Annotated in this window: 14 protein-coding genes; 10 read left to right on the top strand and 4 right to left on the bottom strand. The window is 57.0% G+C overall.

Annotated elements, in window-relative coordinates:
* Positions 1-249: 249 nt before the first annotated feature.
* Both ampG and BS626_RS00595 read right to left on the bottom strand, forming a co-directional pair.
* The gene (ampG, locus tag BS626_RS00590; protein WP_075180471.1) at positions 250-1749 is read right to left on the bottom strand and encodes a muropeptide MFS transporter AmpG; all 1500 of its coding nucleotides are present in this window, start codon (positions 1747-1749) and stop codon (positions 250-252) included.
* 46 nt (positions 1750-1795) lie between these two features.
* On the bottom strand, positions 1796-2374 hold the full coding sequence (locus BS626_RS00595) for a lipoprotein (RefSeq protein WP_075180472.1): 579 nt from the start codon (positions 2372-2374) through the stop codon (positions 1796-1798).
* Positions 2375-2662: 288 nt separating this feature from the next.
* Between BS626_RS00595 and bolA the strand changes: the two genes are divergently transcribed.
* From bolA to BS626_RS00640, 9 genes are all read left to right on the top strand, one after another.
* On the top strand, positions 2663-2977 hold the full coding sequence (bolA, locus tag BS626_RS00600) for a transcriptional regulator BolA (RefSeq protein ID WP_075180473.1): 315 nt from the start codon (positions 2663-2665) through the stop codon (positions 2975-2977).
* 308 nt (positions 2978-3285) lie between these two features.
* Entirely contained in the window at positions 3286-4590 is a 1305-nt protein-coding gene (gene tig / locus BS626_RS00605) for a trigger factor (RefSeq protein ID WP_075180474.1), read from the top strand.
* Positions 4591-4977: 387 nt separating this feature from the next.
* Positions 4978-5601 (top strand): ATP-dependent Clp endopeptidase proteolytic subunit ClpP, encoded by a 624-nt coding sequence (gene clpP / locus BS626_RS00610; RefSeq protein ID WP_075180475.1) that lies wholly within the window; start codon positions 4978-4980, stop codon positions 5599-5601.
* Between the two features lie 123 nt (positions 5602-5724).
* The gene (clpX, locus tag BS626_RS00615; RefSeq protein ID WP_075180476.1) at positions 5725-6996 is read left to right on the top strand and encodes an ATP-dependent protease ATP-binding subunit ClpX; all 1272 of its coding nucleotides are present in this window, start codon (positions 5725-5727) and stop codon (positions 6994-6996) included.
* A gap of 188 nt (positions 6997-7184) precedes the next feature.
* Positions 7185-9539: an endopeptidase La gene (lon, locus tag BS626_RS00620; protein ID WP_075180477.1), complete on the top strand. Its 2355-nt coding sequence runs from the start codon at positions 7185-7187 to the stop codon at positions 9537-9539.
* A gap of 199 nt (positions 9540-9738) precedes the next feature.
* Positions 9739-10011 carry a nucleoid-associated protein HU-beta gene (gene hupB, locus BS626_RS00625; RefSeq protein ID WP_170870429.1) on the top strand — a complete coding sequence of 91 codons (273 nt, stop codon included), beginning with the start codon at positions 9739-9741 and terminating at the stop codon, positions 10009-10011.
* A gap of 266 nt (positions 10012-10277) precedes the next feature.
* Positions 10278-12146, top strand: a complete 1869-nt coding sequence (gene ppiD / locus BS626_RS00630) for a peptidylprolyl isomerase (RefSeq protein ID WP_075180479.1) — start codon at positions 10278-10280, stop codon at positions 12144-12146.
* Between the two features lie 123 nt (positions 12147-12269).
* Positions 12270-12635: a helix-hairpin-helix domain-containing protein gene (locus BS626_RS00635; protein ID WP_240494241.1), complete on the top strand. Its 366-nt coding sequence runs from the start codon at positions 12270-12272 to the stop codon at positions 12633-12635.
* A 101-nt stretch (positions 12636-12736) separates the two neighbouring features.
* A complete protein-coding gene (locus tag BS626_RS00640) occupies positions 12737-13138 on the top strand; it encodes a thioesterase family protein (RefSeq protein ID WP_075180480.1) in 402 nt (133 codons plus the stop codon).
* Positions 13139-13171: 33 nt separating this feature from the next.
* Here BS626_RS00640 and queC read toward each other — a convergent pair whose 3' ends face one another.
* Both queC and BS626_RS00650 read right to left on the bottom strand, forming a co-directional pair.
* Entirely contained in the window at positions 13172-13867 is a 696-nt protein-coding gene (gene queC / locus BS626_RS00645; protein WP_075180481.1) for a 7-cyano-7-deazaguanine synthase QueC, read from the bottom strand.
* 196 nt (positions 13868-14063) lie between these two features.
* Positions 14064-14999: a DMT family transporter gene (locus tag BS626_RS00650; protein WP_075180482.1), complete on the bottom strand. Its 936-nt coding sequence runs from the start codon at positions 14997-14999 to the stop codon at positions 14064-14066.
* Between the two features lie 102 nt (positions 15000-15101).
* Between BS626_RS00650 and BS626_RS00655 the strand changes: the two genes are divergently transcribed.
* Positions 15102-15575, top strand: a complete 474-nt coding sequence (locus tag BS626_RS00655; RefSeq protein ID WP_305790486.1) for an Lrp/AsnC family transcriptional regulator — start codon at positions 15102-15104, stop codon at positions 15573-15575.
* Positions 15576-15617: the final 42 nt, after the last annotated feature.

Here is a 15617-nt window from a genome sequence, read left to right on the forward strand (position 1 = left end):
AGTTGGCGGGAATATAACGAAAATCAATTAAGCGATGTTGGTAAAAAACGGTGGCTGCATAAGCGGCGCAAAAGCACTGCATTTATTTAACATTTTTTTATCATTTACGAGATATTTACTCTACAAAAATAATTCCGCTATCGAGAGAATATTTCAGCGAAAAAGAAAATTGCAATCCCTTTTTTAAGCGGTTGTCGGTGAAAAAAAAGTCGGCGACATTTTGATAACGATTTTAACGTCGCCGACATATCACCGGGAATCGCTGACCTGATCGGATCGCAGGGTGCGTCGGACCGCCAAAAAGTCCAGCAGTGAACCCGCAGCGATCCCCAGCAGCAGCAGGGCAATTCCCAGTTCCGCGCCGTAGCCGGTCAGCGAGCGGGCCTCCCACGCGCCCAGGGTGCTGCCTGCCAACAACACCAGCGCCGCGGCCAGCAGAGCGGCGCCCGCCAGCATCAGGCGCAGTGCCCAGCGGTAGCCGTGCGCAAAATCGCGCCGCTGCGCAAAGCCCTCACCGCGTTCAGCGCGGCGTAGCGTGTCGCGGCAGGTGAGCAGCAGCAAAATGCCCGGCAGGCCCGCCACCACCGAAAAGGCGTAAAAGCCTGACCATCCCCACAGCTCAACCAGCCAGCCGGCCGCCGGGCCAACGTACACGCGTCCCACCGCGGAGAGCGCCGAGAGCAGCGCAAACTGCGTGGCAGAAAAAGATTTATTACACAGCGCCATCAGTAACGCGACAAAGGCTGCGGTGCCCATCCCGCCGCACAGGTTTTCGATAAAGACCGCGCTGGCCATGCTGTAGAGGTGCTTGTCAGTGACCGTCAGCAGCCAGTAAGCGAGATTAGAAACCGCCTGCAGGATGCCAAACAGCAGCAGGGCGCGAAACAGGGACAGTCGCACCATCAGCGCACCACCGAGCAGCGCACCAACGATGGTGGCCAACAAGCCGAGGGACTTATTCACCAGTCCGACTTCGCCGGCCTCAAAGCCAACGCCGCGAATCAGAAAGGTAGTCGTCAGGCTGGCGGCGAATGCATCGCCCAGCTTGTACAGGATGATCAGCGCCAGAATCAGCCAGGCGTTGTTACGCTGGAAAAAGTCGCGCAGCGGCGCCACCACCGCCTCTTCCAGGCTGGCCGGTCGCGCGACCGCGTGATCCGGCTCTTTCGCCAACAGGGTAGCGATGATTCCGGGGATCATCATCAGGGCCATCAGCCCGTAGGTCAGGTGCCAGCCGAGGTAGCGATCGGCCAGCCACAGCGCCAGTCCGCCTGACACCAGCATAGCCAGCCGGTAGCCGAGGACGGTGATGGCGGCGCCGCTGCCGCGCGCCTCCGGTGGCAGTACGTCGGTTTTCCACGCGTCGAATACAATATCCTGCGAGGCGGAACAGAATGCCACCAGTACCGCCAGCGCGGCCAGCCAGAACAGATCGCTGGCGGGATCGAGGGTGCCCATCAGCGCAATACCGGCCAGCAGCAGCAACTGGGTAATCAGCAGCCAGCCGCGACGCCGGCCCAGAAACGGCGGGGTGTAGCGATCCATCATCGGTGACCAGAGAAACTTAAATACGTATGCCTGGCCGACGAGGGAGAAGAAGCCAATGGTTTTCAGGTCGATGTTTTCAACGGTCATCCACGCCTGGAGCGTTCCTGACGTCAGCGCCAGCGGCAGCCCGGAGGCAAAGCCGAGCACCAGTAAAATTGCGCTGTTGCGCTGAGTGAAGAAACGCAGGAAGTGAGAGGCCATACAATCCTTGCCAATAAGGCCTGCATCAGGCGGGCCGTGGGGCGTTTTAGCGGGCGTTCTGCTTAATGAAGCTGCTGACGCTGGTGTCCTGTGCCATGTCGGCAATCAGGTCGCTGAGCGTTGCGTTAACCGCATTGGTGATTTTTTCATTGCTGGCGTTAAACGCGCCTTCGACGCTGTAGGTCTGGCGATAATTTTTCACCTGCTTGTTACCGTTTTTGGCGGTGGCGATGATCGAAATGTCCGCTTTGGTGGTAATGCTGTAGCGCACGTTACCCTGCGTCACGTCGGCATAGAGATTATTGACCACAATCTGCAGATCCACCGCGCCTGCCGGGCCAATCATGTAGCCGCGCGTGGTCATCTGCTTCTCTAACACTTCCTGCAGCAGAAAACGCAGGTCGCGCGACGGGGTGAGGGTAACCAGCTGGCCATCGCGGTTTACTTTAGCCAGCGCCTGATCGCTGCGCTGGTCGGCACCATTGATGCTGACGGTGACGCCCATTAGGCTGGGATCTTGCTGCGGCAGTTGGATTTTCGGCGTGACATTCAGCGTGGTGCTGTTGCTGGCACAACCGGCAAGCATCAGGGCAGCCAGCAGGGGAAGTAAGAGTTTCTTAATCATGCTTGTCTTCTCAAAATGTGGGTGATGTTGCTGACATGAGTGCGCTCATCATATCATTGCTTTTCAGTGGAGGAAGTGTTCTTCCACGTTAATTCATTGCGTTGCGCGTTTTTTCAGACGGATTACCCTCCTCAGCAACCGCTGCGAAGGGCCCCGTTGTGCGCTGTGAACGCGTGCGTTCGCCCGGCTCAGCCTGGGCGTTTTTTTATTCTGGACGACGGGATAGTGTCCAAAATCGTCTATGATTGAAAGTGATAGGGCGTTGCTCGCGGCCTGGAGGGTGGGGTTATGATTCGGGAACACATTGAAAGTAAATTACGCACGGCGTTTGACCCATCCCATCTGGAGGTGCATGACGAAAGCTATCGTCACAATGTGCCTGCCGGATCGGAAAGCCATTTCAAAGTAGTATTGGTTAGCGACAAGTTTCAGGGACAGCGATTTCTGCAGCGCCACCGCATGATCTATGCAGAGCTGGCGCAGGAGATGGCCGGCAGCGTGCATGCGCTGGCGCTGCATACCTACACCCGTAAAGAGTGGGAAGGATTGCAGGATACAGTGCTGGCGTCGCCCAATTGTCGCGGTGCCGGTACGCTGGCATGACGGATCGGGTAAGGCATTTTGCTGAAAAAAAACGGCCCGCGGGCCGTTTTTTTTGAAATGTAATCCCACCAACATCAATCCTATCGCGCAAAAAATGTGAAGCCCTGTGCCGCTTGATTCCTCGACTCACCGGGATGTTGTCGCTATAATGCGGCGTCTATTTTTCCGCAATGCCTTCGGGACGCTTGTGGTAACAGGGAATACGATTCTGAGCACAGAAGCGGTCCCGTTTGTTGGATGGTTTGGCCGCCTTCTCGCGCCTCGCCATCTGAAGTTGACCGAGCACGTGATTTTTTTGAGGTAAGAAGATGCAAGCTTCAGTAGAAACAACGCAGGGCCTGGGCCGTCGCGTAACCATTACCGTCGCTAAAGACGTGATTGAAAACGCCGTAAAAAGCGAGCTGGTCAACGTAGCGAAGACTGTCCGCATTGACGGCTTCCGTAAAGGTAAAGTCCCCATGAACCTGGTGGCGCAGCGCTACGGTGCCACTGTGCGCCAGGACGTGCTGGGTGACCTGATGCAGCGCAACTTTGTTGACGCCATCATCAAAGAAAAAATCAATCCGGCCGGCGCGCCGAACTATGTACCGGGTGAATACCAGCAGGGTGAGGATTTCACCTTTGCCGTTGAGTTTGAAGTCTATCCGGAAGTTGAACTGCAGGGCCTCGAGTCCATTGAAGTTGAGAAGCCGGTGGTTAACGTGACCGACGAAGACGTCGACACGATGCTGGACACCCTGCGCAAGCAGCAGGCCTCATGGAAAGACAAAGACGGTGCAGCGGATAAAGAAGACCGCATCACTATCGATTTCACCGGTTCGGTGGATGGCGAAGAGTTTGAAGGCGGTAAAGCCTCTGATTTCGTACTGGCCATGGGCCAGGGCCGCATGATCCCGGGCTTTGAAGACGGCGTTGTTGGCCACAAAGCCGGTGAGTCGTTCTCCATCGACGTCACTTTCCCGGAGGATTACCACGCCGAGAACCTGAAAGGGAAAGCCGCGACGTTCGCCATTGTGCTGAAGAAAGTGGAAGAGCGTGAGCTGCCGGAGCTGACCGAAGAGTTCATCAAGCGTTTCGGCGTAGAAGATGGCTCTGTAGCCGGTCTGCGAACCGAAGTGCGTAAAAATATGGAGCGCGAGCTAAAAGGTGCCGTGCGTAACCGTGTGAAAACGCAGGCTATCGACGGTCTGGTGAACGCTAACGCCATCGATGTACCGGCTGCGCTTATCGACAGCGAGATCGATGTGCTGCGTCGTCAGGCCGCTCAGCGTTTTGGTGGCAACGAGAAGCAGGCGCTGGAGCTGCCGCGCGAGCTGTTTGAAGAGCAAGCCCGACGCCGCGTCGTGGTTGGCCTGCTGCTGGGCGAAGTGATTCGTTCGCACGAGCTGAAAGCAGACGAAGCGCGCGTGCAGACGCTGATCGAAGAGATGGCGTCAGCCTACGAAGATCCGCAGGAAGTCATCACCTTCTACAGCCAGAATAAAGAGATGATGAACAATATGCGCAACGTGGCGCTGGAAGAGCAGGCGGTCGAAGTGGTGCTGGAAAAAGCGAAAGTCACCGAAAAGCCGACCAACTTCCAGGAACTGATGAATCAGACTGCTACCGCTTAATCGGTTAAGTTATTCATTAGCAAAACCGCTACCCTACAGGTGGCGGTTTTTTTTTGACTGTGCGCCGCAGCGAGACAGCAGGCAACGCGGTGGATAATCACTTTTTGCTCATTTTAACGACAAAAGCGACGGCGACAGCGTTTTCATCTTTAGCGATTGGCACAAACGTTGTTATGCTTGAATCGGGCTGGGGCTGTCCCCACATCTTCAGGCATCATCAGGGCGTAGCGTTTTCGCACGGCGACCGCTGCGATTTGATCATCGAAGCTGGCTTCTCAACCGTCGGATGGCGTCGGAACGAGTGCAGGGTAATCCATAGTGATACCTGATTCGCTCGGGTAGAATCGGTACCGAGTGTTGCCATAAACAAATATCCAGGAGACGGTAATGTCATACAGCGGCGAACGTGGAATTAGTGCACCTCATATGGCTCTGGTGCCGATGGTGGTTGAACAAACCTCGCGCGGAGAGCGCTCTTACGATATCTTCTCCCGCCTGCTTAAGGAACGTATCATTTTTCTGACTGGTCAGGTGGAAGACCATATGGCAAACCTGATCGTGGCGCAAATGCTGTTCCTTGAGGCAGAGAACCCGGAAAAAGATATCTATCTGTACATTAATTCACCAGGTGGTGTGATCACTGCCGGTATGTCCATTTATGACACCATGCAGTTTATTAAGCCGGACGTGAGCACCATCTGTATGGGCCAGGCCTGTTCAATGGGGGCTTTCCTGCTAACCGCGGGTGCGGAAGGAAAACGCTTCTGTTTGCCGAACTCCCGTGTCATGATCCATCAGCCCCTCGGCGGCTACCAGGGGCAGGCGACCGACATCGAAATTCACGCTCAGGAAATCCTGAAAGTGAAAAAACGCATGAATACGCTAATGGCGCAGCATACGGGTAAATCGCTGGAGCAGATTGAGCTGGATACCGAGCGCGATCGCTTCCTGTCGGCTGAAGAAGCGGTGGCCTACGGACTGGTAGACTCAGTGATGACTCACCGCGGATAACGCTCGGAGCCGGCCGGTCGATAGTCTATAGTTAGTACCAGGCGGGCACGAGTGTGATATCAGGGACAAACAGAATGTCCCCTGCCGTTTCGTGCGGACAGAAATAATAGAAGAGGTTAACTGATGACAGACAAGCGCAAAGACGGTTCAGGTAAGTTGCTGTACTGCTCTTTCTGCGGCAAAAGCCAGCATGAAGTGCGCAAGCTGATTGCCGGGCCGTCAGTGTATATCTGCGATGAGTGCGTTGATCTATGCAACGACATCATTCGCGAAGAGATTAAAGAGGTTGCGCCGCATCGCGAGCGTAGCGCACTGCCGACGCCCCATGAAATCCGTCACCATCTTGATGACTATGTGATTGGTCAGGAGCGCGCGAAGAAAGTGCTGGCAGTAGCGGTGTACAACCACTACAAACGCCTGCGCAATGGTGATACCAGCAACGGCGTCGAGCTGGGGAAAAGTAACATCCTGCTGATCGGTCCGACCGGCAGCGGTAAAACTCTGCTGGCGGAAACGCTGGCGCGCCTGCTTGACGTGCCGTTCACCATGGCAGATGCCACCACGCTGACCGAAGCTGGTTACGTGGGTGAAGATGTCGAAAATATTATCCAGAAGCTGCTGCAGAAATGTGACTACGATGTGCAAAAGGCGCAGCGTGGGATTGTCTACATCGATGAGATAGACAAAATCTCTCGCAAGTCAGATAACCCTTCGATCACCCGGGACGTATCCGGCGAAGGTGTACAGCAGGCGCTGCTGAAGCTGATTGAAGGCACCGTTGCCGCCGTTCCGCCGCAGGGCGGGCGTAAGCATCCGCAGCAGGAGTTCTTGCAGGTCGATACCTCCAAGATTCTGTTTATCTGCGGCGGTGCGTTTGCCGGTCTCGATAAGGTCATCGCCCAGCGCGTGGACACCGGTTCCGGGATTGGCTTTGGCGCGTCGGTGAAGGGCCAGTCGCAAAAAGCGACCGAGGGCGAGCTGCTGTCACAGGTGGAGCCGGAAGATCTGATTAAGTTTGGTCTGATCCCGGAATTCATTGGCCGTTTGCCGGTGGTTGCTACCCTCAACGAGCTGAGTGAAGAAGCCCTGATTCAGATCCTGCGTGAGCCGAAAAATGCGCTCACCAAGCAGTACCAGGCGCTGTTCGGGCTGGAAGGCGTTGAGCTGGAGTTTCGCGATGAGGCGCTGAACGCCATCGCTAAAAAGGCCATGTCGCGCAAAACCGGCGCGCGCGGGCTGCGCTCCATCGTGGAGGGCGCGCTGCTGGAGACCATGTACGATTTGCCGTCCATGGACGATGTCGAAAAAGTGGTGATTGATGAAAACGTCATTGCCGGCGAATCTGATCCCCTGCTGATTTATGGCAAACACGAAGCGCAAGCCTCTGGCGAATAAATAAGCAAGACAATCCAGTCAGTTAGTTGTAAAGGGGGAACAGGTTCCCCCTTCCGTTTTTCTGACGTCCAGTCATTGAATATCAGCAATCTGTCCCCATATACTCAAAAAATACATGTTAGGTTGCGTTGCACGACTGACCCAACGCTAACCAACCCCTGGCGGACATTAAACTAAGAGAGAGCTCTATGAATCCTGAGCGTTCTGAACGCATTGAAATCCCTGTGTTGCCGTTGCGTGACGTAGTGGTTTATCCGCACATGGTGATTCCTTTATTTGTGGGGCGGGAGAAATCTATCCGCTGCCTGGAAGCGGCAATGGATCACGACAAAAAGATCCTGTTAGTCGCGCAAAAAGAGGCTTCAACGGACGAGCCGGGTATTAACGACCTGTTTTCCGTCGGGACCGTGGCGTCGATCCTGCAGATGCTGAAACTGCCTGACGGCACGGTAAAAGTGCTGGTAGAGGGCCTGCAGCGCGCGCACATCACGACGCTCGCCGACAACGGTGACCACTTCACGGCGCAGGCGGAATACATGAGCTCGCCGGAAATTGATGAACGCGAGCAGGAAGTGCTGGTCCGCACCGCTATCAATCAGTTTGAGGGCTATATCAAACTGAACAAAAAGATCCCGCCTGAGGTGCTGACTTCACTGAACAGCATCGATGATGCCGCCCGACTGGCGGATACGGTGGCCGCGCATATGCCGCTGAAGCTGGCCGACAAACAGTCCGTGCTGGAGATGTCCGACGTTAACGAGCGTCTGGAATACCTGATGGCGATGATGGAGTCAGAAATCGACCTGTTGCAGGTTGAAAAACGCATCCGCAATCGCGTTAAAAAGCAGATGGAAAAAAGCCAGCGCGAGTACTACCTGAATGAGCAGATGAAGGCCATTCAGAAAGAGCTGGGTGAAATGGATGATGCGCCGGACGAACACGAAGCGCTGAAGCGCAAGATAGACGAAGCCAAGATGCCGAAAGACGCGCATGAGAAGGCCGAAGCCGAACTGCAGAAGCTGAAAATGATGTCGCCGATGTCGGCCGAAGCCACCGTGGTACGCGGCTATATTGACTGGATGGTTCAGGTGCCGTGGAACGCGCGCAGCAAGGTCAAAAAAGATCTGCGCAAAGCGCAGGAGACACTCGACACTGACCACTACGGACTGGAACGCGTTAAAGACCGCATCCTTGAATATCTTGCGGTACAGAGTCGCGTCAGCAAAATCAAAGGGCCGATCCTGTGTCTCGTGGGACCGCCGGGGGTAGGTAAAACCTCGTTGGGCCAGTCCATTGCGAAAGCTACCGGACGTAAATATGTGCGAATGGCGCTGGGTGGCGTGCGTGACGAGGCGGAGATCCGCGGTCACCGCCGTACCTATATTGGTTCCATGCCCGGTAAGCTGATCCAAAAAATGGCCAAAGTTGGCGTGAAAAACCCGCTGTTCCTGCTGGATGAAATCGACAAGATGTCATCCGATATGCGCGGCGATCCGGCGTCGGCGCTGCTGGAGGTGCTGGATCCGGAGCAGAACGTCGCGTTTAACGACCACTATCTGGAAGTGGATTACGATCTGTCTGACGTGATGTTCGTTGCAACGTCTAACTCGATGAACATTCCGGCGCCGCTGCTGGATCGTATGGAAGTGATTCGCCTGTCGGGCTACACCGAAGATGAAAAACTGAACATCGCCAAACAGCACCTGCTGCCGAAACAGATTGAGCGTAACGCGCTGAAAAAAGGCGAGCTGACCGTGGATGACAGCGCAATTGTTGGCATCATCCGCTACTACACCCGGGAAGCCGGCGTGCGAAGCCTGGAGCGTGAACTCTCCAAGCTGTGCCGTAAGGCGGTCAAAACGCTGCTGATGGATAAAACCCTCAAGCACCTGGAAATCAACGGCGACAACCTGAAAGATTACCTGGGCGTACAGCGCTTTGACTATGGCCGCGCCGACAGTGAAAACCGCGTTGGTCAGGTTACTGGCCTGGCGTGGACCGAAGTGGGCGGCGATCTGCTGACCATCGAAACGGCCTGCGTGCCGGGCAAGGGCAAACTGACCTACACCGGCTCGCTGGGTGAAGTGATGCAGGAGTCCATTCAGGCGGCGCTGACCGTGGTGCGCGCGCGCGCCGAGAAGCTTGGCATCAACGGTGACTTTTACGAAAAACGCGACATCCACGTGCACGTGCCGGAAGGAGCCACGCCGAAGGATGGCCCGAGTGCCGGTATTGCAATGTGTACCGCGCTGGTCTCCTGTCTGACCGGTAACCCGGTGCGCGCCGATGTGGCGATGACCGGAGAAATCACCCTGCGCGGACAGGTGTTACCGATCGGTGGTCTAAAAGAGAAGCTGCTGGCTGCTCACCGCGGCGGCATCAAAACCGTGCTGATCCCGGACGAGAACAAGCGTGACCTGGAAGATATTCCGGACAACGTCATCGCCGATCTGGCTATCCATCCGGTGAAGCGCATCGAAGAAGTGCTGGAGCTGGCACTGCAAAATGCGCCTTACGGCATGCAGGTTGCCACGGCAAAATAGTGACCTGAGGCAAAAAGCGTGTAAATCAGGGGCTGGCAGGTGAAATCGGACTTGCCAGCTTTTTTTTGTGCCGCTAATTTAGAGGGCTGTCGGGTGACTGTATATTGGGTGCGCTGGTTATGAGAGCAGCCCTGACGGTAAAACTGCATCGCCGAGTCGTCTGCTGGCGAGCTTATTAAAAGAAGAGGGGATGAAGAGAGTGAATAAATCACAGTTGATCGACAAAATTGCTGCCAACGCGGACATTTCTAAAGCGGCAGCGGGACGTGTGTTAGATGCATTTATCGACTCCGTGTCAGAGACTCTGCAAGCCGGTGATGACGTGGCGCTGGTGGGGTTCGGTACCTTTACCGTGCGTGAACGCGCTGCGCGTACCGGACGTAACCCGCAAACGGGCAAAGAGATCACCATCGCGGCTGGCAAAGTGCCGGGCTTCCGCGCGGGCAAAGGCCTGAAAGACGCGGTTAATTAAGCCTCTCTGCGGCAACGGCGCGGCTTTTCTGTTGTCGAATGGAGGATCGTGAGACGGTTCTCATGTAACATACCCGGGCACATCACTGTAACGATGTGCCTTTTTTGTTTTTTGACCATGGCGCCGCTGGCCGCCTGTCTCCCGGCAGCGGGGTGGGCGCGATGGTCAACGCAGCAGGCTTCAGCTTTGATCGCGCCTATGCGATTGCTCCGGGGGAACCGGGCGCGCGAAGCCTACATTCACATACAGCGGAGTGTTGTCACACCATGATGGACAATTTACGCGCGGCGGCGAATCATGTCGTGCTCAAAATCATACTGGGCCTGATTATCCTGTCCTTTTTGTTGACTGGGGTCATTAACTATCAGTTTGCGGGCGGCGACTATGCGGCCAAGGTAAACGGCGAGGAGATCAGCCGGGCGCAACTGGAGCGCGCGGTGGCAACGGAGCGTAATCGTCAGCAGCAGCTGCTCGGGGATCGCTTCTCCGAGCTCGCGGGTAATGAGGGCTTTCTGCAGCAGATGCGGCAGCAGGCGCTGGCGCAGTTGGTAGACGAAACCCTGATCGATCAGTATGCCGACAGCCTGAATCTGGCGATCAGCGATCAGCAGGTCAAACAGGCAATTTTCGAACAGCCGGCGTTTCAAACCAACGGTAAATTCGATAACGCGCGCTATCTTTCCCTGATTGCCAACATCGGCATGAATGCCGATCAGTATGCGCAGGCCCTGCGTCAGGATCTGAAAAATCAGCAGCTGGTGCGGGCTATTATGGGCACTGACTTTATGCTGCCGGGTGAAACGGCCGCGCTGGCCGCGTTGGTTTCCCAGGAGCGTACGGTACGCGAAGCGGTGATCAACGTTGCGGCACTGGCGGAAAAACAGTCCGTATCAGAAGACGAGCTGAATAACGCGTGGCAGCAGAATAAAAACAGCTATCTCGCGCCGGAGCAGTTCCGCGTCAGCTACATCATGCTGGATGCCGCCAGCATGCAAAAGCCCGCCAGCGAAGCGGAGATTCAGAGCTGGTATGACCGTCATCGTCAGGAGTACACCCAGCCTCAGCGGAATCGCTACAGCGTGATTCAGACCAAAACGGAAGCCGACGCTAACAGCATACTCGAGGCGCTGAAAAACGGCGGCGATTTCGCCGAGCTGGCTAAAACCCGTTCCGTCGATCCGATCACTGCGAAAAAAGGCGGCGACATGGGCTGGCTGGAGCAGGAAACCACGCCAGATGAGCTGAAAAATGCCGGTCTGACCGAGAAAGGTCAGCTTTCAGGCGCGCTAAAATCCTCCGTCGGCTACCTGGTGGCGCGCCTCGACGACACGCAGCCTGAGCGCGTCAAACCGCTGAGTGAGGTGCACGATGCGATTGCCGAGCGGGTCAAAGTCGAGAGCGCCGTCGATGCCTACTATAAGCTGCAGGGCAAAGTGAGCGAAGCGGCCAGCAACGATAATGAATCGCTGCTCGGCGCTGAGCAGGCTGCCGGTGTGAAGCTGGTTGAGACGCCGTGGTTTAGCCGCGACTCGCTACCGGCGGAGCTGAACTTTAAACCGGTTCAGGACGCCATTTTTAACGGCGCGCTGCTGGGGCAAAACGGTGCGCCAGGTCCGAACTCTGACATCATCACCGTCGACGGGGATCGCGCGTTTGTCCTGCGCATCAGCGAGCACAAACCGGAAGCGGTGAGACCGCTGTCAGAGGTTCGTGATCGGGTGATTACGCAGTTGAAAATGGATAAAGCCCGCCAGCAGGCGCGTCAGGAAGCGGACAAGCTGCTGGCTGAGCTGAAAGCCGGTAAGGGCGATGCGGTGCTGAGCGACGCCGGCCTCACGCTTTCTGCGCCGAAGACCTTTACCCGCTCGGGTCAGGACAGCTTAACCCAGGCGGTGTTTGAGCTACCTAAGCCAACCGATAAAGGGCCTTCCTGGGGTACAGGTGAAGACGGCGAAGGTAACCTCGTCCTGCTGGCGCTGGACAGCGTGCGCCCCGGCAAACTGCCGGCGGAGAGCCAGAAAGCGATGGCGGCGGGCATGGCGGAAAACAACGCGCAAATCGTGTTTGCTGCCCTGATGAGTAACCTGCGTAAAGACGCCAAAGTGAAATACGGTGCCGCGGCACAAGCGCAATAATGCGCGCAGATAAAATGTAACGCACTGCAAATGAAAGGGCCGCTTCTGCGGCCCTTTCCATATCCGTAATCCGGCGATCGCCTTCGTCGGGCGGATACGGCACCCTGAGCAGGCTGTTAACACATGGAGGAACACAGCATGATCAGGACAACCCTGTTACGCAGTTTGATCTTCACTTTGACTCTGGGCAGTGCCGCGCTGGTGGCGGCAAGCCCCGCCGTGACCGCGCCGGATGCCGGCCCGCCGCCGACCCGTCTCGCCGCGGCGGCGGACAACGATGTCGACGCCCGCAGCGAGCGGTTGAGCATCAACAGCGCCACGGCCGATCAGCTCGCGGCCGCCCTGAACGGCGTGGGGTTGAAAAAGGCGGAAGCCATCGTCAGCTACCGTGAAAAGTACGGAAATTTCACCCAGCTTGAACAGCTCACCGAGGTGCCGGGCATCGGGCGTGCACTGCTGGAGCGTAATCTGGATCGGCTTAAATTGTGATCCCCTTCGCAGCCAGATGACGGCGTGATGACAAGGTCGCGGTGTGCTGTCAGGATGAAGAGGTCATACCAGTTTTGGCCTCTTAACCCACAGGACGCACTATGCAGACCACGATCAAAGTTCGCGGCTATCACCTTGATGTTTATCAACACGTTAATAATGCCCGCTACCTTGAGTTTCTGGAGGAGGCGCGCTGGGCATGGCTGGAGCGCCTGGAGAGTTTTGCCTGGATGCAGGCAAACCGGTTGGCCTTTGTGGTGGTAAACATCAATATCAACTACCGCCGTCCGGCGATGCTGGGCGATACGCTGTCAATCACCAGTCGCCTGGTTGAGCTGAAAGGCAAAAGCGGCGTGCTGAGTCAAACGATCGTGCTGGCGGGAACGCAAGAGGCGGTAGCCGATGCGCTGCTCACCTTTGCCTGCGTCGACCTGAAAACGCAAAAGGCAGTGCCGCTGGAAGGCGAGTTAAAAACCCGCCTCAGCGATATGCTCAACGCCTGAGGGCGACCAGCATCAACCGTCAACAGCCAGGCCTCAGGCGAGGCCGGTCTTCGCCTTCATCTGCGCCATCACCGCTGCCGGCTGCTGCTGATACTGCTGCAGCCCGTTTGCACGCAGGTGACAAGCCGCGCAGGCGCCGCAGCCGTCCCCCTGGATGCCGTTATAACAGGTCAGTGTGGCTTCACGTATCAGCGGCAATGCCTGCCAGTGGTCCGCCAGCGCCCAGGTCTCCGCTTTGTTTAACCACATCAATGGCGTTTCGAAGCGCACGTCGCGCGCCATTCCCAATGCCACCGCGTGGTTCAGCGCTTTAACAAACGCATCGCGGCAGTCGGGATAGCCGGAAAAGTCGGTTTCGCAGACCCCGGTAATGACGGCCTCGGCGTCGACCTGATAGGCATAAATTGCGGCCAGCGTCAGAAATAAAATATTGCGCCCGGGGACAAACGTGCTGGGCAGGCCACTGGCCTGCGGATCGTAGCCGGGCACCGGAATGTTGTCACGGGTGAGGCTGCTGACCGCCAGCGCGTTCAGCAGCGTGACGTCCAACACCTTGTGGGCAACCGCGCCGAGGCGCGCCGCCAGCGAGGCGGCGACCGCTATCTCTTCGCGATGTCGCTGACCGTAATCAAAGGTGACGCAATGCACCTCGTCATATTGGTTAAGGGCCTGGACCAGGCAGGTTGTTGAGTCCTGACCGCCGCTAAATACCACTACTGCACGTTTCATACCATCCGTTCCGTCGTTGCCGCCAATGCGCTGCGCCCTCTGTGACGGGCAAACGCACTGGTTAGCGTCTGAAAAGGAGAATTTTATCCCCTGCGGCGGCGGAAGGATAGCGCGGTGAATGCCGTCGGCCGGTCAGACAGGCCGGTTAACGGGCCGCCATCGACCCGGTGCACGGGCGGACAGCGGCAGAGTGCGATCAGCGGGACTCGGGGAGCCGGGCGTCGGCGGTCGCGGCCACCTTGGCGGCGCGTGCGGCGGGTTGCCCGGCGAGCGTCAGCAAGATGCCGGTGAGCAGCGGTAGCATCAGCCACAGTGAGCCTTCGCTGATGCTGCTACCGCGCAGCAGGTTATCCAGCGCAATGGCAATGACCGGGAAGACGAGGAACACCAGCGATGCCTGAAAGGGACGGGCGCGCTGCTGTAGTGCAAAATAGCACAATATACCGCCGACGCCGGCCAGCGCCCCTAACCAGACAATCGCGCCAATGGCGGCCGGGGTAAACTGCGCCACGTGCGGTGCTTCGGTCAGCCAGCCTGTCAGGGTCAGCAGCACGCCGGCACCGAGGCAGGGCAGGGCGTTCCAGCTGAGCACCGGGATCGCTGCGCCACGCTTCTTGCAAAGGACGTACATCACCGCGTGCATCAACACGGCAGCGGTCAGCGCCATAATGCCAATGGTCGAACTCATCCCTCCGCGGGTTTCGTGCCAGAGAATACCGCCAAGCGCCAGCAGCGCGATTGCCAATCCCAGCAGCTGCTGACGGGACGTACGCTCGCGCAGAAACAGCATGGAAGCGCCGAGCACCGCCACCGGCATGGTGGCAAAAATAATGGCGGCCAGGCTGGCGGCAGTATAACGCTCGCCGTAAATCATCAGGGTGAAAGGCACGGCGAAGTAGGCCAGCGTGACCGCCAGCTGAAAGCCGCGCTGACCGCGGGGAAATAGCAGCGGTGCCCGCCGCCAGCGCGCCAGCAGCAGCAGTAGCGGAGCCGCACAAAGAAAGCGCAGTCCGGTAGCAAAAATCGGTGGCACCGTTTCAACCGCGATTTTCATCGCCATCCAGGTGGTGCCCCAGGTGAGGGCAACAATGACAAACAGCAGTAGCGTCAGGGCCTGAGAGGAACGCAGCATGATTCGTTATCCATAGTGGAATCAGGAAGCTCCAGAGTACTCGTCAGCAGGGAGAAAAAGTTGCTATAATTTCCCTTTTTTCCACCGGGCGGGGAGAAAATTTTGCCAAATATCACACTCGACAGAAAAGACAGGCTGATTTTAAATCTTTTGCAGCAAGACTGTACTCTTTCGCTTCAGGCCATCGCCGATGCGGTCAGCCTGACCACCACGCCCTGTTGGAAACGCTTGAAACGGTTGGAAGATGAAGGGATCATACGCGGCCGGGTGGCGCTGCTGGATAGTGAGAAGCTGGGACTGCCGCTGACCGCATTTGTCATGATCAAAACCCAGCAGCACAGCAGCCAGTGGTACCAGCAGTTTACCGATGTGGTGAAAGAGATGCCGGAGGTGATGGCGTTTTACCGCATGGCGGGCGAATATGATTACCTGCTGCGGGTGCAGGTCGCGGATATGAAGTGCTACGACGCGTTTTATAAGCGGCTGGTCGAAGGCGTACCCGGCCTGATCGACGTGACGTCGAGTTTCGCCATGGAGGCGATAAAATACACCACCGCGCTGCCGGTGATTCCCTGATGTCAGGCGCGGCAGCGCCGACATCAACCTCTGGGTGAGTTG

It is taken from the genome of Pantoea sp. 1.19 (assembly GCF_001922585.1).
Taxonomy (GTDB): domain Bacteria; phylum Pseudomonadota; class Gammaproteobacteria; order Enterobacterales; family Enterobacteriaceae; genus 1-19.